Below are 21,077 nucleotides of genomic sequence, written 5' to 3' on the forward strand. Positions count from 1 at the left end.
GGTACCCTGGGTCTTCTCCACACCCTGAGCTGCGTTGGCAACCTGTAGGGATCCCTGCGGTTCTACCCAGATCCGTCGCAGTGCTTCGCGTGATGTCTTCACGGCATCGGGTCAAGACTCGGTGAAGGGGGAATCTCCTGCTACTTGCCTTACGTTAGCGGGAGGAGCGTCAATCAATCACCACATTCTTCGGGCCGGCGTTGACCTCTGGGCGACCCTGGTTGAAGTTGGCCAGGAAGGTGTCTGGATCTTTGAGGCTGAAGACCAGCTTTTTGCAGGGCACTTGCAGCCCTACCGGCCCCAGCAACGGAATAAAAAGAGGCTTCTCCTGCACCAGTGGAATGGCGATCACCCCTTGGGCACTGGTTACCGGGCCAACGATCCCCTGAAAATCGGTGCGCACGCCCAGTCCGTAGTACCAAGGCCAGGGGAAGCGCTCCCCTTGTCCCAACTCGCTCAGGGAGAACGTCTCGTTGAACAGGCTGCCCGCCCGCACAATGAGCTTGTCTTGCAGCAGATCGACATAGGCCGACTCGCTACTCACCCCAAACAGAGCCAGCGGCAAACTGGCTAGGGGATTGGAGTCGATGGCCATGTAATAACGCATGAGAAGTCTCCGAGTTCACAGATGGGTGACCAGGTGAGCCGCGGCCCCTAGCCTTGCCAATTATAAAAAATCTTCCCCGTTGCTCGACTGACCAAAAGGGATCCCATCTGCCCATTAGCTAACCGAGTATGATGGGTTGCTTGGAGCGTCCTTTGAGGACTCCGTCCCGCTAACGCGAACAGCAAGCCACTGGCCAGCGAGGAAAACAGGATGGATCTGCGAGCCCTCATTCGCTTGGTGCCCGATTTTCCCAGACCCGGCATCCTCTTTCGGGATATGACCCCCCTGCTGCAGGATCCGGCAGGCTTCCGGGCGGCTATTGAACAGTTGGCCGCCGGCACCACCGGCATGGGATCCCTAGATTATGTGGTCGGCATCGAGTCGCGGGGGTTCATTTTAGGGGCTGCTTTGGCACAACACCTGGGCTTGGGCTTTGTCCCGGTTCGCAAGCCAGGCAAACTGCCGCCGCCGGTGCTCAGCCAGACTTACAGCCTGGAATACGGCCAAGACCAGCTCCAACTGCACGCCCACGCCCTGCGGCCTGGAGAGCGGGTGTTGATCGTGGATGATGTCATTGCCACCGGGGGTACAGCCGCTGCCACCGCCCAATTGGTGGCCCAGAGCGGCGCTGAGGTGGGGGGATTTGCCTTCTTAATCGAGCTGGCCTTTTTGTCCGGCTGCAAGGCTCTTCCCCCTGGGATCCCTGCCCATGTGGTGATGGTAGAGGAAGGCAACTGAGTTCCTCAAGTAAGGTGCACCGACTGTTGGACGAGGATCCCTGGTGTTTTGGGCAAAGGTTGGCTCAAGCGGCTGATCTGAGCCTGCGCCTGCAGTTGTTCGTCAATCCAGTCCGCCAGTTCCCGCATGTAAAGCGCCACATGGATCGCCTGGTCGCGCTGTGCTGGCTCCACACCTTTTTCCGCCAGGCGGGCCAGAATTACGGGATCGCTCAGCTCCTCCAGGGCGGCAAAGTCTTCCGGTTGGTCGAACCCCAGCTCTGCCATTTTCTCGAACACATACCCCAGCCGCAGGCCGGTGGCCTCGCACTGCCCCTCCAGTTGCCAGGGATCCCTCAAGGCCAGGGCAACAGTTCGGTAGGCGGTTTGGGCGATGGAGCGCCAGGTGCCGCGGTGGATGCGCAGGCTGAGTTGCTGCCGATCCCAGCCCAGGGCTTCTCGCACCAACAGGCCGCAATTGCAGCGGGTGCTGTCCCGCCAGCAGTACTCCCAGTCCCAGAAGCCCCAGTGTTGAGATTGGATACGATCCGCGGTGCGGCGCAGGAGAGCTGCCAACTCAGGTGTGGGGCGCATGGGGCAACACAGAGCTAAAACGCTAAAACAGCTCCAGTCTAGGCAGGCGAGCGATGGAGAACAAGCCCGGCTCAATCTTCTTGACATTCCTGGTCGTGATGGCGCGAAGCAACATATCCCTGTTCGGGCCTGTCCTCCGAGGGCAAAGCTCGTCGCCGTTGGCGATGCCGTTGCCAAGCCCCCCAGGCCACCCCCCCCAGCACCAGCGAGGCTCCCCCCAGGTAGGTGCCTCCTGCCGGCAAGCCCGCCAAGGCCAAGGCCAGGGATCCCCCCCAGAGGGTCATGGCGTAGATGAGCAGCACTGAATGCCGATGGGATAGGCCGGCTTTGAGCAAGCGGTGGTGCAAGTGGCCTTTGTCGGGATGGAAAGGCGACTTCCCCCTGGCCAGCCGCTTGAGGATTACGGTGGACATATCCAGGATCGGCACCGCCAAGATAAAGAAAGGCAGAGCCACTGCCAGCGTGGTCACCCCCTTGGCCACCCCGATCACCCCGATCCCAGCCAGGGTAAAGCCCAAAAAATAGGCCCCCCCATCCCCCATGAAGATCTGCGCCGGGTTGAAGTTGTAGCGCAAAAAGCCTAGGCAAGCTCCCGCCAAAGCCGCCGCCAGCATGGCCGCCGCCGGTCGATCCAGCAGCAGGGTTACGATCAGCATCACCACTGCCGCAATTCCCGACACCCCTGCCGCCAGCCCATCCAGCCCGTCCATGAAGTTGATGGCGTTGGCCATCCCCACCAGCCAGAACAGGGTAATCAGCAGGCTCAACCACACCGGAAAGGGCCAGATCCCTCTCCCGGGCAGACTGATGAACTCAATGCGCACCCCTACTCCCCAAGCGGCAGCAGCCACGCCGAATTGCATCAACAAGCGGGAAAAAGGCGACAGGTGAAACAGGTCGTCCGCCAGGCCAATCAAAAAAAACAAAACCCCACCGATCGTCACCCCCCAAATCTCGTACTCCTGCTCGGTGCGCAAGCCCCCAAAAGCTCCGGCTCCCCAGAGCAACAGCAGGGCCACCAAGTTGCCAAAAAAGATGGAAACCCCCCCCAGGCGTACCATCGGCTGCCGGTGGATCTTGCGCTCATCGGGAAAATCCAACTGGCCACTGCGGATCCCGACTGCCTTCACCATTGGGGTTGCCCACAGAACCACACAGGCAGCAGCAAGGAACGCGACCAAGTAGGGCATGGCAAGCCGCAGAGATGTATCGAGGACTCTGTCCCGCTACGCAGACGGTTAGCCCAGATGGGGGTAGAGGGGGAAACGGCGACAGAGCCGGGCTACCCGCTGGCGACACTCTTCCAACACAGCAGGCTCCTCAGGCTGAAACAGACAATCGGCGATGATCTCCCCAATTTCTTCAAATTCTACTGGCCCCAAGCCGCGGGTGGTCAAGGCTGGGGATCCCAGACGCAGGCCGCTAGCTACAAAGGGCGGCTGTGGGTCGAAGGGAATGGTGTTCTTATTGGCGGTGATGTGGATCTCCCCCATCAGCCGATCCGCCCGCTTGCCCGTCATCACCGGATCCGCCGCCCCAGTCTTTTCCAGCACCGCCGAAACCGAGCGCAGATCCAGCAATATCAGGTGATTGTCGGTGCCCCCCGAAACTAGCCGGATGCCCCGCCGCTGCAGGGATCCCGCCAGGGCTTGGGCATTGGCGATAACTTGGGCCGAGTACTGGGCAAAGCTGGGCTGCAGGGCTTCTCCAAAGGCCACCGCCTTGCCAGCAATAACATGCTCCAGCGGCCCCCCCTGGCTGCCGGGGAACACTGCCTTATCCAGCTTTTTGCCCAATTCTGGGTCGCGGGTGAGAATGAGTCCCCCGCGCGGCCCTCGCAGCGTCTTGTGGGTAGTGGTGGTCACCACATCGCAGAGGGGCACGGGGTTGGGGTGATGTCCAGTGGCCACCAAGCCGGCAATGTGGGCAATGTCGGCCAGAAGATAGGCCCCCACCTCGTCGGCAATGGCGCGGAAAGCGGCAAAGTCAATTGTCCGCGGATAGGCAGAGTAGCCGCAGATGATCAGCTTGGGCCGGTGCTGCAGGGCCAGATCCCGCACTTGGTCAAAATCAATCCGCTCCGTCTGCGGATGCACCCCGTAGTGCACCACGCGGAACCACTTGCCGGAGACGTTTACCGGGGAGCCGTGGGTAAGGTGGCCGCCGTGGGCCAGATCCATGCCCATAATTGTGTCTCCTGGCTGCAGCAGGGCCAGGAAAACAGCGAAATTGGCCTGCGCCCCCGAGTGGGGCTGCACATTGGCGTGGGCTGCCCCGAACAATTGCTTAGCCCGGTCAATGGCCAGTTGTTCAATCTCGTCAATAAACTCGCAGCCGCCGTAGTAGCGCTTGCCCGGCAGCCCTTCTGCATACTTGTTGGTGAGCACCGAGCCCTGGGCTGCCAAGACGGCAGGAGAGGTGAAGTTCTCGCTGGCGATCATCTCCAGGTGATCCCGCTGCCGGTTGAGCTCTTGCTGGATCAGGCGGTAAACCAAGGGATCCGTTTCCGCCAGGATGGCCAAGCTATCCCGTGAGGTGGTCAGACTTTGTGGAGCAGCTACCATGATGACGCCAAGACCGAACTTCGCAGGAGGAATGGGCAAGAACTGCTTCGCCGTCGCAACAGCGTTGCGAAGCAACATCGTAGCATGACCCGCAAACCAGCAGTGCAGGCCCCGGCTTTTATACTTGGGGTCAACCGAGATGGACAGGGGCTGCTTTGTAAAGAATGTTGAGCTTTTCTTCTCGATGTCAGGGCTACCCCTCAAGCTACGGTAGAGTGAGGGGGCTGACTTTTGTGCAATTCCACTGTTAGGGAGTTGGCTATGACGGACGCGCAAGTTTTCACCATCCTGGCGATTGCCTTGGTTCCGGCAGTGATGGCTCTGCTTTTGGGATCCGCCTTGGCCCGTAGCTGAAGCCCCCTCATCCCCAGGGATCCCTTTGGCCTGCCCCGTCGCGACAGCGTTGCGGAGTAACAAGGCAGGCTTTTTTCTCTATCAAGACATGGAGAGTGTGGCTTGCGCTGTTGTGCTTGTTCGGCTGTACTGCCGTTGTTGGCTAAAGTTGAATTGATAAGGAGTATTCCCGGCAGCCAAGCAACTTGACGCAGGTGGATCTACAGCGGCTCCAGCGCGCCCTTTCTCTGGAAGCAGAGTTGGGGTTTACCAATCTCCAGGGGCGAGAGCAGACCTTCTCTCAGTTTGTGGGGAGCGTGTTTGGACAGGATCCCCCCTCCGACTGGGTGCTGGATGGAGATGACCGGCGGCGGTGGCGAGAACTGGGATCCCGCTATACCTTGTACCCGGAGCTGGAGCTGCCCGAACGCCAGCACCTGGTGGCCGAAACTCGCCGCTGGCTGGAGCGAGTCCGACGTCAGCAAGAGCAGCCCCAACCGTTCGCACCAACGGGGCGGAGCCCTCGTTCCCACCCACCTAGCCCGCTGGCGGCCTCGTCGCAACAGCGGTGGGGTTCCCAGAGCCCCATTTCCCCGCCTCTCCCCGCCAGCCTTAGCCTGGAGCAGCCGCTGCAATTTCTCAAAGGCATTGGCCCCAAGTCGGCGGAAAAGCTGGCACAACTGGGCCTGCACACCGTGCGGGATGCCCTGTACTACTTTCCCCGGGATCACCTGGACTACTCCCAGCAGGTGCTCATCCGCCAGGCCAAGGTGGGAGAAACCGTGACTCTGGTGGGGACGGTTAAAAGCTGCACCTGCTTCACCAGCCCCAAAAACCCCACCCTGACCATCTTTAACTTGAAAATCGCCGACAAGAGCGGCACCCTCACCCTCAGCCGCTTCTACAGCGGGCGGCAGTTTGCCCAGCGCAGTTGGCAAGCTTCTCTGGAGCGGCAATACCCCAAGGGAGCGGTGGTGGCTGCCAGTGGCTTGGTGAAAAAGGGTAGGCTGGGCCTGACGTTGGACAACCCCCAAATTGAAGTACTGGCCAGCGAGGGCAGCCTGCAGGACAGTTCTGGGGTTGGCAAGATCCTGCCCGTCTACCCTCTCTCGGAAGGGATCCCCGCCGATCTGGTGCGCAAGGCGGTGCAACTGGCCCTGCCGGCGGCGGCGTTGGTGGAGGATCCCTTGCCCCCCGACTTAAAACAGCAGTTTCACCTGTTGGATCTGCCCACGGCGCTGCAGCAGATTCATTTTCCCGAGACGGCAGAATGTCTGGCCCAAGCGCGGCGAAGGTTGGTGTTTGACGAGTTCTTCTACCTGCAATTGGGCCTCTTGCAGCGGCGGCAGCGCTACCGCACCCAAGCCCAGGCCGTGCCCCGCTACCAGCCGGCTCGAGGGGAGCTATTGGATCGCTTCTATCAAATCCTGCCCTTTCAGCTCACGGCTGCCCAGCAGCGGGCCATTGACGAGATCCTGGCGGACTTGCGGGATCCCTTGCCCATGAACCGCCTGCTCCAAGGGGATGTGGGATCCGGCAAAACCGTGGTGGCGGTGGCGGCTTTGCTGGCAGCCATTCAATCCGGCTGGCAAACGGCCCTGATGGCTCCCACCGAGGTCTTGGCCGAGCAACACTACCGCAAGTTGGTGGAATGGCTAAGCCAGCTACAGGTGCCCGTCGAACTGTTGACCGGCTCCACCCCTCCCGCCAAACGCCGGGAGATCTTGCGGCAGTTGCAGACTGGGGAATTGCCCTTGGTGGTGGGCACGCATGCTTTAATCCAGCCGGCGGTACAGTTTCGCAACCTGGGGCTGGTCATCATCGACGAGCAGCACCGCTTTGGAGTAGAGCAGCGGGCCGCCCTGCAACAAAAAGGGGATCACCCCGATGTGCTCACCATGACCGCCACCCCCATCCCCCGCACCCTCACCCTGGCCCTGCATGGGGATCTGGATGTTACCCAGATTGACGAGTTGCCCCCGGGGCGCAAGCCCGTGCATACGGTGGTGGCTCGACCTGGAGATCGCCTACAAGTGGTGCGGCTGATGGAGCGGGAAATTGCCCAAGGGCGGCAGGCTTACGTGGTGCTGCCTCTCATTGAGGAGTCGGAGAAGCTGGATCTGAAATCCGCCATTGAGGAACACCAGCGTCTGCAGGAAAAAGTCTTCCCCCAATTTCGGGTGGGCCTGCTGCACGGGCGCTTGACCAGTAGCGAGAAGGAAGCTGTCATTGCGGCCTTTCGCCGGCGGGAGCTGGATATTCTGGTCTCTACCACGGTGGTGGAGGTGGGGGTAGATGTGCCCAATGCCTCGGTGATGCTGGTGGAGCATGCGGAGCGCTTTGGGCTCTCCCAACTGCACCAACTGCGGGGGCGGGTAGGGCGGGGATCTGACCAGGCCTACTGCATCCTGATGACAGGATCCAAAAGCGAGGAGGCCCTGCGGCGGCTCAAGGTGCTGGAGCAGTCCCACGACGGGTTTTTCATTGCCGAGATGGATCTGCGCTTCCGCGGCCCAGGGGAGGTGATGGGTACCCGCCAGTCGGGGCTGCCGGATTTTGCCCTGGCCAGCCTCATGGACGATCAAGAGGTGCTGCACCTGGCCCGCCAAGCGGCAGAACAGCTCCTGGCCCTTGACCCCGACTTGAAGCGGTGGCCCCCCTTAAGCCGCATACTGGAAGAGCGGCAGGCCCGTCTCCTGGGCCCTGGGCTGCTGACCTAATGGCTATAGGCGATGTATACCCTCGAAGACTTAAAGGCCCACGGCCTTTCCCCAGACGAATACCAGAAGATCCAGCAGCAGCTGGGACGGGATCCTAACCCCACGGAGCTGGCCATGTTTGGGGTGATGTGGTCGGAGCACTGCTGCTACAAGAACTCCCGCCCTCTGCTGAAAAACTTTCCCACCACGGGCGAGCGGGTAGTGGTGGGGCCGGGGGAAAATGCCGGCGTAGTGGATTTGGGGGAGGGGGATTGGCTGGCTTTTAAGATCGAGTCCCACAACCATCCTTCAGCGGTGGAGCCCTTTCAGGGGGCGGCCACAGGTGTGGGAGGGATCCTGCGGGATATCTTTACCCTGGGCGCCCGTCCCATTGCCCTCCTCAACTCGCTGCGCTTTGGGCCGCTGACCGATCCCCGCAACCGCCGCTTGATGGCCAGGGTGGTGGAGGGCATTGCCCACTACGGCAACTGTGTTGGGGTGCCCACCGTAGGCGGCGAGGTGGCCGTGGATCCCTGCTACACGGGCAATCCTCTGGTGAACGTGATGGCCTTGGGGCTGCTGGAGACCCCTACGGTTGTCAAATCTGCAGCCCAAGGGGTGGGAAATCCCGTTTTGTATGTAGGCTCCACCACCGGGCGGGATGGCATCCGCGGGGCCAGCTTTGCCAGCGCCGTTCGCGTCAGCGGGACGAAGTCCTCACTTGGGGAGCACTCCCAACGGGATCTGCCGGCGGTGCAGGTGGGGGATCCCTTCCTGGGCAAATGTCTCATCGAGGCCTGTCTGGAGGCCTTTGCCACAGGAGCTGTGGTGGCTGCCCAGGATATGGGGGCAGCCGGGATCACCTGCTCCACCGCGGAGATGGCCGCCAAGGGAGGGGTGGGGATCCGCTTTGACCTCGACCGAGTGCCGGCGCGGGAAAGCGGCATGGCTGCCTGGGAATACCTGCTCTCGGAATCCCAGGAGCGGATGCTGCTGGTGGTGCAAAAAGGCCGCGAGGCGGAGTTAATTGAGAGCTTCCAGCGCTGGGGCCTTCAGGCCCGTGTGGTTGGGGAAGTGCTGGCAGATCCGGTGGTGGAAATTTGGCACCAGGGATCCCGGGTGGCGGAGGTGCCGGCGCGGGCTTTGGCGGAAGATACCCCTGTGTATGTGCGCCCCATCTTGCAGGAGCCCCCCGCCTATGTCCAAGAGGCTTGGCAATGGGATCCCGCCACGCTGCCCCTCTGTAACTGCCAGGGGATCCACCTCGCTCAGGCAACGCTGGCATGGAAAGAGGTGCTGCTGCAGCTTTTGGCCAGCCCCACCCTGGCCAGCAAAGCTTGGATCTATCGCCAATACGACCACCAGGTGCAAAACAACACCGTCCTTTGGCCGGGTCAGGGAGATGCGGCGGTTATCCGCATCCGTTCCCAAAAGTTTGGCGTGGGCGAGGTGCCGCCCCTGCGAGCTTCCCGCAAGGCCATCGCTGCCACCCTGGATGGCAATGGCCGCTGGGTGTATTTGGATCCCTACGAGGGGGCCAAGGCAGCCGTGGCGGAAGCTGCCCGCAACCTCACCTGTGTGGGGGCCGATCCCCTAGCTGTTACCGATAACCTTAACTTTGGCAATCCCGAAAACCCGGTGGTGTACTGGCAGCTGGCCCTGGCCTGTCGGGGGATTGGAGATGCCTGCCGTGCCCTCGGTACGCCGGTAACGGGGGGAAACGTTTCTCTCTACAACGAGACCCTCACCCCCCAGGGATCGCAGGCTATCTACCCTACCCCTGTCATTGGCATGGTGGGTCTTATTCCCGACTTGAAATGCATCTGTGGCCAGGGGTGGCAGCAAGAAGGGGATCTCATTTACCTCCTGGGATCCCAGGCCCTCACCAGCTTGGGGGGCAGCGAGTATTTGGCGGTCATCCACCAGCAAGTTACGGGCCGGCCCGCGCCAGTGGATCTGGAATTGGAAAAGCGGGTGCAAGCTGCCTGTCGCCATGGAATCCGCCAGGGCTGGGTGCGCTCTGCCCACGACTGCAGCGAGGGGGGATTGGCTGTGGCTTTGGCAGAAGCCTGCTTGAGCGGAGGCCGCGGCGCAACCCTCTCCCTGGCTCCTGGATCCTTGCGCTGGGATCAGGCCCTGTTTGGCGAGGGATCCAGCCGCATCCTGGTTTCTGTGGATCCGGCCCAGCGCTCTGCTTGGGAAGCCTACTTAGAAGCGCAGCTTGCCGGCCAGTGGCAGCTTTTGGGAGAGGTGGGATCCCCTGAGGATCCCTTGGTGTTGACCACTGCGGAAGGGGATCCCGTGTTGTCGGTGTCTTTGGCGGCAATGCAGGCCGCCTATCACGGCGCCTTTGCAGACCATCCAGACCCCAGTTATTTCCAATCCAAATGAAACTGCTTCGTTGGATTATCCCTAGCCCTCCTCTCGTTCTGGGAAAGGGATCGGCGGCGAGGGAATAGCTCAAACCAAGGCATAACCCACGACCACCCCTTAAAGCCAGGGGTTGAAGAGGACGGGGAAAATGTCCTAACACAAATTTGCCTGGATCACCTCTCGATATTGGGATTTGGGCTTAACGCCGACCAACTGGGCCACCAGGGCCTTGTCTTTGAAAAACTGCACCGTTGGGGTGCCCGTCACCCCCCCTGCCTCTGCAATCTCCGGATCTTTCTCGATGTCGATCTCCACCACGTGCAGCTTGTCGGAGAACTCGTCGATGATTTTGTTCAAGATCGGCTTGAGGGCATGACAGGGGCCACAGGTGGGGGCAGTGTACTTGACCATGAGCAGGCGGTCGCTTTCGTGATAAAGCCGCCGCAGAGCATAGCTCCCTTCATGGCAAGTTTTGCTGAAGTCTAAGTCATCCTGTCCATTCTCCTCAAAGCTGGCCTCCTCAACAGCAGGATCCCCAGCAGACTCTGCCTCAGAAGCAGCGGCAGGGCTGGGTTCAGGAGGACTCTGGGCAAGGACATGGTACTCTTGGGCCAAGCCGTGTTCGGAGAGCCAACGCTCCGCCAACATCGCTGCCATACAGCCGGTACCGGCGGCGGTGATGGCCTGACGAAACTCGTGATCCTGCACATCTCCAGCGGCAAAGACCCCTTCCACACTAGTGGCCACGGAGCCCGGTCGGGTGACGATGTAGCCGATTTCATCCAGTTCCAGTTGCCCTTTAAATAGGTCTGTGTTGGGCTTATGGCCAATGGCATAAAATAGGCCACCTACCGGCATCTCGCGGATTTCGCCGGTTTGGTTGTGGCGCACTTTCACCCCGGTCAGACGCAGACCATCCCCCACCACTTCCACCGCTTCGCTGTGCCAGTGCACGGTAATCTTGGGATTGTTGAGGACACGATCTTGCATGGCTTTGCTGGCCCGCATTTTGTCACTCCGCACCAGCATATGCACATGGGATCCAAACTTGGTCAGGTAGGTGGCTTCCTCACAAGCAGTATCGCCGCCGCCAATGACCACCAGTTCCACCCCTCTGAACATAGGCATAGCCCCATCGCAGATCGCACAGGCCGACATGCCCCGGTTCCAATAGGTCTCCTCTCCGGGCAGGTGTAGGCGCTTGGCTGTGGCCCCGGTGGCGATGATCAGGCTGTGGGTGCGCAATTCCCGCTCGTCAGAACGGACGACAAAGGGCCGCTGGCTTAAATCGACGAAGGTGACATCTTCAGTGTAGAGTTCCGCCCCCCACCGCTGCGCTTGGGCTCGCATGTTCTTCATCAGTTGGGGGCCGGTGATGCCTTCGGGAAAGCCCGGAAAGTTTTCCACCTCGGTGGTGGTCATCAGTTGCCCGCCAGGGATCCCGCCCGCCTGGAACCCCTCAAACACAACCGGCTTCAGGTTGGCACGCCCAGCGTAAATGGCTGCTGTAAACCCAGCAGGGCCGGAGCCGATGATCACCACATTCTCAACCCGACTTTGCTCTGTCATCCGATGTCTCTCCTTCTGCAATGGGAATAAAAGCCAAACTCATAACGACTACGCTTTAGCTTAACACCAATTGGCGAACCGGTCGAGGCCGAGGCCTATTAGCCTCATTTTCGCTCGCCTCAGGCCATTGGGGCCTTTTTTGCCCATCCCATAGGGTTATCTCTGCCCAGAGGTTGGCCAAGTGGCGGCCATTGCCCAAGTTTTGGATCCCCAACACCCAATCCCGGTTGACCCAAGCCAGAAGGAAAAGAGGTGTCTGAGATGGCCAGCAATTTGGTCTTGGTCAGAAAGCGGAGCTCAAATGAATTTTGTATCAGAAACTACAAAATACCCGTGTTGGCCTTTCTAGGATGAGTGAGCGTTTTTGGCCTGTCTGGGTCGAAGCGTGGGGATCACCTGCTGGGATCCCATTTGTTTCAGCCACAGTTCCCCCAGTCCTAACCGCAACCCAATCAGGAGAGAGTAATGGCATCCACGCCCCAAGAAGTGCTTCAGATGATCCAGGACAACAACGTCCAGATAGTGGATCTCAAGTTTGTGGATATCTTTGGCACCTGGCAGCATGTTTCCTTCCACACCTCGATGATCAAGGAAGAAACCTTCACCGAGGGGCTTCCCTTTGACGGATCCAGTATCCGGGGCTGGAAAGCGATCAACGAGTCGGACATGTACATGGTGCCGGATCCCAAGACGGCTTGGATCGATCCCTTTCTGGAGGTGCCCACCCTCAGCATAACTTGCAGCATTGTTGAGCCGCGCACCGGCCAGCCTTATAGCCGTTGTCCCCGCAGCCTTGCCGCCCGTGCCGTTGCCTATCTGCAATCGACGGGCATTGCCGATACTGCCTACTTCGGGCCGGAGGCAGAGTTTTTCATCTTTGAGGATGTTCGTTTCGACCAAACCCAAAACTCGGCCTACTACTTCGTGGATTCCATCGAAGGTCGCTGGAACTCGGGCCGCGAGGAGAAAGGTGGCAACCTGGGCTACAAGCCTCGCTACAAAGAGGGCTATTTCCCGGCCCCGCCCACCGATGCCCATCAAAACATCCGCACCGAGATGCTGCTGACCATGGGCAAGTTGGGGGTGCCCATTGAGAAGCATCACCACGAGGTGGCTACCGGCGGGCAAGGGGAGTTGGGCTATCGCTTTGCCGATCTGATCACGGCTGCCGACTACATGATGGTTTACAAATACGTGCTCCGGAACGTGGCCCGCAAGCACGGCAAAACCGTCACCTTCATGCCCAAGCCCCTATTTAACGACAACGGCACTGGCATGCACACCCACCAGTCCCTCTGGAAGGATGGTCAGCCTTTGTTCTATAGCGAAGGCACCTATGCCAACCTGAGCGAGACGGCTCTCTACTACATCGGTGGCCTGCTCAAGCATGCCCCGGCGATCCTGGCCTTCACCAACCCCACCACCAACTCCTACAAGCGCTTGGTGCCCGGTTTTGAGGCGCCGGTGAACCTGGCTTACTCCCAGGGCAACCGTTCCGCCGCCATTCGCATTCCGGTGACCGGCAACAATCCCAAGGCCAAGCGTCTGGAGTTCCGCTGCCCGGATGCCACCTGCAACCCCTACATCGCCTTTTCGGCCATGCTGATGGCTGGCCTGGACGGGATCAAGAATAAGATCCATCCCGGCGAGCCCTTGGACAAAGATATCTACGATCTGGAGCCGGAAGAGCTGGCCAAGATCCCTTCCACGCCTGGATCCCTGCTGGATGCCCTGGAAAACCTGCAGAAGGATCATGCCTTCTTGCTGGAGGGAGGCGTCTTCACCGAAGATCTGATCCAGACCTACATCGAGTACAAGATCGACAACGAGATCAACCCCATGAATCTGCGGCCTCACCCCTACGAGTTCGCCCTTTACTTCGACGCCTAAGCGGTGTGGCCGATTCTGCAGCGGGATCCCTGATGGGATCCCGTTTTTTTCCGAGGAAATAGCACCCCTCAATTGTGGATCCCTTGGGCAACTTAGCTACTTTTGGTCAACAGCACCTCGTGCCAGCGTTGAAGCGTCCTGTGCCGTCCATCGACCTGAGGAAGCTCAACCCAGAAACCAAAAGGGGATCCCCAGCCGGGATCCCTTCTCGCTGAGCTCATGCCAGAGCATCAACAGTTACGGGCAGATCAGCTCATGCTGACACGGCTACGGTCGTAGTTGAGCCGAAAGGTGGGATGCACTTTTCCTTGGATGCGGTTCCAGAAGTTGCGCACGTTGACATGCAGGCCAATCTGCTCTGTACCGCGGAGCAGCATGGATTGCTGGCGAATCCGAATCAAGCGTTGATGGCTCATCATCAAGCGGCGAGACAGCTCATCCAAGACATGAGAACGGCCATTGGCAGCCACCGGGGCAGATGCCTCTGCCGTCTGAACGGGTTGAGCCGGCCCTTCGGCCGCCTTGAGATGATGAGCAACACCCCGATAGAGCAGGTCAAGGTTGGTGGGCAAAACCACCGGCTTGCTCAGGTGGCGGAACCGCCAGTCCAGCCCCCGGTAACGACCCCCCACTTTGCCGGGAGAAACCGCTGCAGTTGCAGAAGAGGGGGTGTAATCGACGCCACGGTAAAAGAGTGCCATGATCTTCGCCTCCAATGAGTTGAGTTTTCATCCGTTCGCCTTCTCCCAAGAGAAGCCCCACGGTTACCAGAAGAGTTGAGGCGCGTTCCTTCGGGATCTCTCCCTACTTCCGTCCTCTGGCTGCGATGTCGCTCTACCCATGATGAGCCGCCCAGCACGCGAGAGGATGAACGATTTCTATCTACATTCTGTATTATAAGCTACGGTTTTGGGGTGTTGTCAGCAACTTTTAACAAAAATTTCCACTGAGTTTCCGTCCAGCTTCCTCTGAATCCAGGCTGGATCTGAATCCGGGCTGGGCCAGCCGGGATCCTCGGGGGCAGCAGGGTGCAGAGCTTGAAGCCGAGTTCTTCGCTCTGTCCGAGATGCCAGAGGAAGCATTATCGTGGAAGAATCCTCAGGATTGGCTACAAAAGTTCACATTCCTCGGTGAGTGCCCTGTGCAGGAAGACTTTCGTCTGATTTTGGACATTGTGACGGTATTGGCGGCAGCGGCAGCGGGTGGATTTTTGGCCTCACTGCTGAGGCAGCCGGTGTTGCTGGGCTACTTATTAGCCGGGATCTTAGTGGGGCCCACCGGGCTGGGGTGGATCAAAGAGTTGGTTCAGGTGGAAACCCTGGCTCAATTTGGGGTGACCTTTTTGCTGTTCACCTTGGGGGTGGAGTTTTCCCTGAAAGAATTGCGCAAAGTGCGGGGGATCGCCATTGGCGGCGGCATTTTGCAAATCAGCCTGACGATTTTGATCACGGCGGTGCTGGCAGTGGTCAGCGGCTGGTTGACGCCGGTGCAAGGGATCTTTTTAGGGGCCGTACTCTCCTTGTCTTCCACGGCGGTGGTGCTCAAAAGCCTCACCGAGACCAACCAGATGGACACTCCCCAAGCCCAAGCCATGTTGGGGATCCTGATTGTGCAGGACTTGGCGGTGGGGCTGATGCTGGCGGTGTTGCCGGCTTTGGATTGTCCCTTGCCGGAGCTGGCGGGATCCCTGGCCAGGGCCTTGGCAGAAATCGGCTTGGTGGGGCTGGGGGCGGTGGTAGGCGGGATTTGGCTGGTTCCCGGTTTCCTGCGTCTGCTGGCTCAGCAGGAGAGCAAAGAGGTGTTTCTGCTGGGGGTGATCAGCCTCTGCGTGGGGATTGCCCTGTTGACGGAGCGGCTGGGCATTTCCAGCGAGATTGGGGCCTTCATTGCCGGGCTGATGATCTCGGAGGTGGAATACGCCGACCAAACCCTGGACTATGTGGAGCCTTTGCGGGATGTGTTTGCCGCTCTCTTTTTTGCGGCCATCGGCATGCTCATCGATCCCAGCTTTATCCTCGGCCATCTGTTGCTGATCCTGGGGCTGGTGGGGCTGGTGATGGTGGGCAAGTTTTGCATCGTGGCTCCCTTGGCGCGGCTGTTTGGCTACGCTCTGCCGGCAGCGGTGGTGGTGGGGCTGGGCCTATCGCAAATCGGCGAATTCTCCTTTGTGCTGGCCAGCGAGGGGCAGGCTTTGGGATTGGTGTCGCGGCAGATCTATTTGTTGATTGTCAGCACCACAGCCGTTACCCTTCTGCTCACCCCCTTTCTGCTGAGGGGCGCTCCTCGACTGTTTTCCGGGCTACACGGGATCCCCTTCTTGGCCCGTTGGTTGGAATTGGGCGAGCGGCCTCGTGCTCTGGCCCCTGAGGCTCCTCAACAGGGGCATGTGGTGGTGTGCGGCTATGGGCAGGTGGGGCAAGATATTGTGCGCATTCTGGAAGCCCGTCGTCACCCCCTCTTGGTTATCGATCAGTCAGAACGGGTGATCCAACACCTGCGTTCCCGTGGGATCCCTTACTTGTATGGGAATGCCGCCAGCGCCTTGGTGCTGGAGAAAGCTTGCCTGCCCCAGGCCCGCGCTCTGGTCATTGCCCTGCCGGATCGCATGAGCATCCGCCTCTGCCTAAAACGAGCTCTGGAGTTGGCGCCGCGATTGGATGTGGTGGTGCGAGCTACCGACAAGGAAGACATCGAACAGCTCTATCAGTTGGGGGCCAGAGAAGTTGTCCATCCCGAATTCGAGGCCAGCTTGGGTCTGTGCAGCCATGTGTTGCTGGAATTGGGAGAACCCCCAGACATCATTCAGCAGGAGATCCTGGCCATTCGCAGCAGCCACTACCGCGATCTGCGCCCTCTCCACCCCAGTTGCCTGATCCCTGCCCCCCTCAGTTGGCTAACGCAGCAGGCCCAACCCCTATCCCCAGAAAGCCCTGCCAACAGTAGCCATGACAGCAGCCCGGCAGAATCTTCCTCGGCGTGGTGGGAACGCTGGCAGCGGCCCGTTCAGCCGGAATGGGCAGGGATCCCTGGCTCTGCCGATTGACGCACCACCCCTGCTACACGCGAAGCACTCCAACGGATTTGGGTAGGGAGTCTCCCTTGTTTTGGATCCCCGTTCAAGTTATCCTGGGAGCTGTATCAACGGTTTGTTGACAGGTTTACCGTAGATTAGCCGCGAGTTTAACTGCCCTCACCCTCTCAAGAAGACTCAGCCGGCAACCGATCCAGCAACTTCTCAGGCAAACCACTAGATAGGCAGAACCTATGGGTATCACCATCGAAGGGGTATCGAAGCGTTTTGGCGAGTTTCAGGCCCTTCACCCCACCGATCTCACCATTCCTACGGGATCCCTGGTTGCCCTCTTGGGGCCATCGGGTTCTGGCAAATCCACCCTGCTGCGTCTCATTGCCGGCCTAGAAAAGCCGGATACGGGGCGGATTTTCCTCACCGGGCGGGATGCTACCCATGCCAGCGTTCAAGAGCGCAACATTGGTTTTGTCTTTCAGCACTACGCCCTGTTCAAGCACATGACGGTGCGGCAGAACATCGCCTTTGGCTTGGAGATCCGCAAGGCTTCACGGGCCGAGATTCGGGCACGGGTGGATGAGCTGCTGGAGCTGGTGCAGCTATCGGGGTTCGGGGATCGCTACCCCTCTCAACTCTCTGGGGGGCAGCGGCAGCGGGTGGCCCTAGCCCGCGCTTTGGCGGTGGAGCCGCAGGTGTTGCTGTTGGATGAGCCCTTTGGGGCCCTGGATGCCAAAGTCCGCAAAGAGCTGCGCAAGTGGTTGCGGCGCCTGCACGATGAGGTGCATGTGACAACGGTATTTGTAACCCATGATCAAGAGGAAGCCATGGAGGTGGCGGATCAGATCGTGGTGATGAACCAGGGGCGGATCGAACAGGTGGGATCCCCGGCAGAAATCTATGACCATCCAGCTACACCCTTTGTGATGAGCTTTGTCGGCCCGGTCAACGAGCTTTCTCCCCGCTCCCAACTCTTTTGCCAGCTTCCCGAGGTGCAGGCCGGCCCGCATCAGCTTTTTTTGCGCCCCCACGATGTGCAGATTGAGGTCAACCCCGGCAGCAGTGGTGTTTCTGCCCGCGTTAAGGAGATCATCCACCTGGGTCGGGAGATTCAGGCGGAGCTGATTCTTAGCGATGGCGGATCCCTGTGGGCCCATCTCAGCCGCGAGCAATATGCCAACCAACCCCTGCAGGTGGGGCAGCAGGTCTATGTGCGCCCCAAGGTGGTGAAAGCCTTTCCCGTCAAAAAAAACGACAAAAAAACCGAAATGACCGCAATGCCGGTGGGAGCTTGAGAAACGTTGCTGCAAGCTTTGTCTCAACTGTCTTGGCCGTGGCGGCTGACCCTGGGCTATCTCTTCTTGATGTTGATTCTGCCGCTGGCTGCCTTGATTGCCAAGTCCAGCAGCGTGGGCTGGGCGGAGTTTTGGCGGATCGCGACGGATCCCGTGGCCCTCTCCGCCTATGAAGTTACTTTTGTAACCGCGTTGCTGGCGGCCCTGATCAACGGCGTGATGGGCACCCTGACTGCCTGGGTGCTGGTGCGCTACGCCTTCCCCGGCAAAAAGCTTCTCGAGGGGTTGATCGATCTGCCGTTTGCTTTGCCCACCGCCGTGGCCGGCCTCACCCTGGCAACGGTTTACAGCAGCAACGGCTGGGTGGGATCCCTTTTGGCCCCCTTGGGGATCCGCATCTCCTTTACCCGCTTGGGGGTGGGGGTGGCGATGCTGTTTATTTCTTTTCCCTTTGTGGTGCGGACGGTGCAGCCGGTGTTGCAGGAGCTGGAGAAAGATGTGGAAGAGGCAGCCTGGAGTTTGGGGGCTTCCCGCTTTCAGACCTTCCGGCGCGTGGTGCTGCCCCAGATCCTGCCGGCGGTGCTCACCGGGGTAGCCCTAGGGTTTTCCCGCGCCGTGGGGGAATACGGCTCTGTGGTGATCATCGCTTCCAGCATTCCCTTTCGGGACTTGATTGCGGCGGTGCTGGTGATTCAGCGGCTGGAACAACACGACTATGCTGGGGCAACGGTGATCGGAACGGTGATGTTGGGGATCTCTTTCCTGTCGCTGGTGGTAATTAACCTTCTGCAAGCCTGGGGAAGTCGCCATGAAACCTGACGAGGTAGCAGGTGTCAAACCGAAGCCCTCAACATGGCTGTCGGGCCTGTTGATCGGGATCGTCGGGCTCTACATCGCGCTGCTGCTGGGGATCCCGGTGGTGAACATCTTCTATCAGGCGTTTCGAGAAGGGATCCCAGCCTTTCTCCATCGCCTGACGGAGCGGGAGTTGCTCAGTGCCCTGCGGTTGACGGTGCTGACGGCGCTGGTCGTTGTGCCCCTCAATACCTTTTTCGGCCTCTGTGCCGCCTTGGCCATTGCCCACCGGCGTTTTCCGGGGCGGGCGCTGCTGCTGAGCCTGATCGACTTGCCCTTTTCCATTTCCCCGGTGGTGGCCGGCCTAATGCTGGTGCTCATCTTCGGGCGTCAGGGTTGGCTGGGATCCTGGAGGGTTATCTTTGCATTTCCGGGCATTGTGTTGGCAACGGCTTTCATCACCCTTCCTTTTGTGGCGCGGGAAGTGTTGCCGGTGTTGGAGGAGGCAGGCACCGACCAGGAAGAAGCCGCCAAAACGCTGGGGGCGACCCCCTGGCAGATCTTCTGGAGAATCACCCTGCCCAACATCCGCTGGGGCCTTCTGTACGGCGTCATCTTGACCAATGCCCGCGCCATGGGGGAGTTCGGCGCTGTGGCTGTGGTTTCCGGCAACATCATTGGCCGCACCCAGACCTTGCCCCTGTTCGTGGAAGATGCCTACCGCAGTTATGCCACCGGCTCAGCCTATGCGGCGGCGGTGGTGCTCTCCTTGCTGGCGGTGGTAACCCTAGTGGCTAGGGAGTTCCTTGAGCGGGGATCCCATTCCCGCCGGATCTTTTGATCCGTCAGGGTGTGGATCAGACGGGCTCGGTGAGGATCTCTGGCAGACAAACCTTAGTGCCCCCCAGGCCGCAGTAGCCGCGCGGATTCTTGGCCAGATATTGCTGGTGGTAGTCTTCGGCGTAGTAAAACTCAGGCGCGTCTAAGATCTCGGTGGTGATCTGGCCGTAGCCGTGGGCGGTCAGGGCCTGCTGATAGAGATCGCGGGTTTTTTCCGCCAGCTCCCGCTGCGCCGGAGAATACACATAGATGCCGGAGCGGTATTGGGTGCCCACATCATTGCCTTGGCGCATCCCCTGGGTAGGGTCGTGATTTTCCCAAAACACCTTCAGCAGTTGGGCATAGCTGACCTGAGCTGGGTCGTAAACCACCCGCACCACCTCGTTGTGGCCAGTCAGGCCAGTACAGACCTCTTCATAGGTGGGGTTGGGGGTAAACCCGCCAGCGTAGCCCACCGCTGTGCTGAACACCCCTGGCACCTGCCAAAACTTGCGCTCTGCCCCCCAGAAGCAGCCCATGCCAAACAAGGCCAGCTCCATGCCCTCGGGAAAAGGCGGCTGCAGCGGATGGCCATTGACAAAATGCCGATTCACGATCACCATCGGCTCGGCCCGGCCCGGCAAGGCTTCTTCCGGTTTGGGCAGGGACAGTTTCTTGCCAAGTTTGCCAAAGCCAAAGAGCACCATAGGGACAGCCCGATACATTCGTTAACAGTTACCAGCATAGCTCAGTTGGCTCCTCATGTGTTGGAAAAATCCTTGATCGGGTCAGCTCACCGATTCAAAAGCCCCCAGCCGCTTGGCCACTAGCAGATAGACGGTCATGATCCCCATCGGCACAACCGTGAAGGCTGCCGCCAAGGGAATGTTGCCAGAGGTGCCCTGAAAGGCGAGAACTGCCTGCCCGATGAAATAGCTGGAATTGCCCAGAGAATAAGGCACCACAAAATCTCCTAGCGTTAAGGAAAAGGTGAAGACCGACCCGGCCAGGATCCCTGGCAAGGCGAGGGGAAGAGTAACATGGCGGAACGTTTGCCAACCCTGAGCTCCCAAATCTGCAGAAGCCTCAATTAAGCTATCAGGCACTCGCTCCAAAGCCGCCTGGATCGGCAGAATCATATAGGGCAGCCAAACATAGAGAAACACCAAGAAAATACCCAAGTTGGATACAGCCAGCGATGGCCCACCGATCCCGGGCAACTGCAAAATCTTTTCCACCCAGCCCTGTAGGCCCACATGGGTGAGTAGATAGGTAAGGATCCCTTCTTTGGCCAGGATCAACTTCCAGGCATAAACCCGAATCAAATAACTAGACCAAAGCGGTAGGAGCACCAACAAGTACAAAAAGTCCTTCCAGCGAGGAGAGGCCAGTCTGACCATGGTATAAGCCAGAGGAAAAGCCAACACAATTGCAGCTAGGGTCACTGCCAAAGCCATAGTCAAGCTGCGGACAAAGATATCCACGCTGGCAGGAGTGAGCAGCTCCCGATAGGTGGCCAAAGTCAACTTTCTCAGGATCAGGCCGGTAAAGGGATCCAGATGATAAAAACTTTGCAGCAGCAGCGCCAGCAGCGGCCCCAAGTAAAAGACCAGCAACCAAATGAGAGGTGGCCCCAACAGAATGGCAAGGGTGAGCGTCGGGTGACGATAGAGGAATCCAAACAGATCGGGTTTATCGGTTATCTGAGTTGTTTTGGCCATGGCCAGGCAGGCATGAAGATCAGCTTTTCATTTCCTCTTTTTGGTGTTATTGGAATTGTAGGTCGACGAGCCAATAG

The 21,077-nt window shown here is 59.5% G+C and carries 17 protein-coding genes and 1 riboswitch; of the genes, 9 read left to right on the top strand and 8 right to left on the bottom strand.

Features of this window, described 5'->3' with window-relative positions:
• Positions 1-169: 169 nt before the first annotated feature.
• Positions 170-607, bottom strand: a complete 438-nt coding sequence (locus ACVWVQ_RS06870; protein WP_457507578.1) for a hypothetical protein — start codon at positions 605-607, stop codon at positions 170-172.
• 210 nt (positions 608-817) lie between these two features.
• Between ACVWVQ_RS06870 and ACVWVQ_RS06875 the strand changes: the two genes are divergently transcribed.
• Positions 818-1,345 carry an adenine phosphoribosyltransferase gene (locus ACVWVQ_RS06875; protein ID WP_011434353.1) on the top strand — a complete coding sequence of 176 codons (528 nt, stop codon included), beginning with the start codon at positions 818-820 and terminating at the stop codon, positions 1,343-1,345.
• Positions 1,346-1,350: 5 nt separating this feature from the next.
• On the opposite strand, the gene ACVWVQ_RS06880 is transcribed toward ACVWVQ_RS06875, so the two are convergent.
• From ACVWVQ_RS06880 to glyA, 3 genes are all read right to left on the bottom strand, one after another.
• On the bottom strand, positions 1,351-1,917 hold the full coding sequence (locus tag ACVWVQ_RS06880; protein ID WP_148202776.1) for a hypothetical protein: 567 nt from the start codon (positions 1,915-1,917) through the stop codon (positions 1,351-1,353).
• 71 nt (positions 1,918-1,988) lie between these two features.
• On the bottom strand, positions 1,989-3,107 hold the full coding sequence (locus ACVWVQ_RS06885; protein WP_414375029.1) for a glycosyltransferase family 4 protein: 1,119 nt from the start codon (positions 3,105-3,107) through the stop codon (positions 1,989-1,991).
• 48 nt (positions 3,108-3,155) lie between these two features.
• Positions 3,156-4,481: a serine hydroxymethyltransferase gene (glyA, locus tag ACVWVQ_RS06890; RefSeq protein ID WP_457507580.1), complete on the bottom strand. Its 1,326-nt coding sequence runs from the start codon at positions 4,479-4,481 to the stop codon at positions 3,156-3,158.
• Positions 4,482-4,742: 261 nt separating this feature from the next.
• On the opposite strand from glyA, the gene psaM reads away from it, so the two are divergent.
• From psaM to purL, 3 genes are all read left to right on the top strand, one after another.
• Positions 4,743-4,835, top strand: a complete 93-nt coding sequence (gene psaM / locus ACVWVQ_RS06895; RefSeq protein ID WP_011434349.1) for a photosystem I reaction center subunit XII — start codon at positions 4,743-4,745, stop codon at positions 4,833-4,835.
• Between the two features lie 194 nt (positions 4,836-5,029).
• Positions 5,030-7,534 (top strand): ATP-dependent DNA helicase RecG, encoded by a 2,505-nt coding sequence (gene recG, locus ACVWVQ_RS06900; protein ID WP_457507624.1) that lies wholly within the window; start codon positions 5,030-5,032, stop codon positions 7,532-7,534.
• A gap of 12 nt (positions 7,535-7,546) precedes the next feature.
• Entirely contained in the window at positions 7,547-9,904 is a 2,358-nt protein-coding gene (gene purL / locus ACVWVQ_RS06905; RefSeq protein WP_457507582.1) for a phosphoribosylformylglycinamidine synthase subunit PurL, read from the top strand.
• Between the two features lie 135 nt (positions 9,905-10,039).
• On the opposite strand, the gene trxB is transcribed toward purL, so the two are convergent.
• The gene (gene trxB / locus ACVWVQ_RS06910) at positions 10,040-11,455 is read right to left on the bottom strand and encodes a thioredoxin-disulfide reductase (protein ID WP_457507584.1); all 1,416 of its coding nucleotides are present in this window, start codon (positions 11,453-11,455) and stop codon (positions 10,040-10,042) included.
• A gap of 465 nt (positions 11,456-11,920) precedes the next feature.
• Here trxB and glnA point away from each other — a divergent pair, with 465 nt between their 5' ends.
• On the top strand, positions 11,921-13,345 hold the full coding sequence (gene glnA / locus ACVWVQ_RS06915; protein WP_457383959.1) for a type I glutamate--ammonia ligase: 1,425 nt from the start codon (positions 11,921-11,923) through the stop codon (positions 13,343-13,345).
• A gap of 248 nt (positions 13,346-13,593) precedes the next feature.
• Here glnA and ACVWVQ_RS06920 read toward each other — a convergent pair whose 3' ends face one another.
• Complete coding sequence (locus ACVWVQ_RS06920; protein ID WP_011434342.1) at positions 13,594-14,046, bottom strand: DUF4278 domain-containing protein; 453 nt, start codon at positions 14,044-14,046, stop codon at positions 13,594-13,596.
• Positions 14,047-14,125: 79 nt separating this feature from the next.
• A riboswitch (Glutamine riboswitch) is annotated at positions 14,126-14,221 on the bottom strand.
• 265 nt (positions 14,222-14,486) lie between these two features.
• Between ACVWVQ_RS06920 and ACVWVQ_RS06925 the strand changes: the two genes are divergently transcribed.
• The 4 genes from ACVWVQ_RS06925 to cysW all read left to right on the top strand — a co-directional run bounded on the left by ACVWVQ_RS06925 (position 14,487) and on the right by cysW (position 19,301).
• Positions 14,487-16,388 carry a cation:proton antiporter gene (locus tag ACVWVQ_RS06925; protein WP_457507586.1) on the top strand — a complete coding sequence of 634 codons (1,902 nt, stop codon included), beginning with the start codon at positions 14,487-14,489 and terminating at the stop codon, positions 16,386-16,388.
• A gap of 221 nt (positions 16,389-16,609) precedes the next feature.
• Positions 16,610-17,665 carry a sulfate/molybdate ABC transporter ATP-binding protein gene (locus ACVWVQ_RS06930; RefSeq protein ID WP_457507588.1) on the top strand — a complete coding sequence of 352 codons (1,056 nt, stop codon included), beginning with the start codon at positions 16,610-16,612 and terminating at the stop codon, positions 17,663-17,665.
• A 6-nt stretch (positions 17,666-17,671) separates the two neighbouring features.
• Positions 17,672-18,484: a sulfate ABC transporter permease subunit CysT gene (gene cysT, locus ACVWVQ_RS06935; RefSeq protein ID WP_414356537.1), complete on the top strand. Its 813-nt coding sequence runs from the start codon at positions 17,672-17,674 to the stop codon at positions 18,482-18,484.
• Positions 18,474-19,301 carry a sulfate ABC transporter permease subunit CysW gene (gene cysW / locus ACVWVQ_RS06940; protein ID WP_414343939.1) on the top strand — a complete coding sequence of 276 codons (828 nt, stop codon included), beginning with the start codon at positions 18,474-18,476 and terminating at the stop codon, positions 19,299-19,301. The genes cysT and cysW overlap by 11 nt, the downstream gene beginning before the upstream one ends.
• Positions 19,302-19,317: 16 nt before the next feature.
• Here cysW and msrA read toward each other — a convergent pair whose 3' ends face one another.
• Positions 19,318-19,986, bottom strand: coding sequence for a peptide-methionine (S)-S-oxide reductase MsrA (gene msrA, locus ACVWVQ_RS06945; protein WP_414406783.1), 669 nt, complete (start codon positions 19,984-19,986; stop codon positions 19,318-19,320).
• Positions 19,987-20,067: 81 nt separating this feature from the next.
• Entirely contained in the window at positions 20,068-21,000 is a 933-nt protein-coding gene (locus ACVWVQ_RS06950) for an ABC transporter permease (RefSeq protein ID WP_457507591.1), read from the bottom strand.
• Positions 21,001-21,077 lie beyond the last annotated feature (77 nt).

The sequence above is a fragment of the Thermostichus sp. MS-CIW-36 genome, from assembly GCF_054059035.1.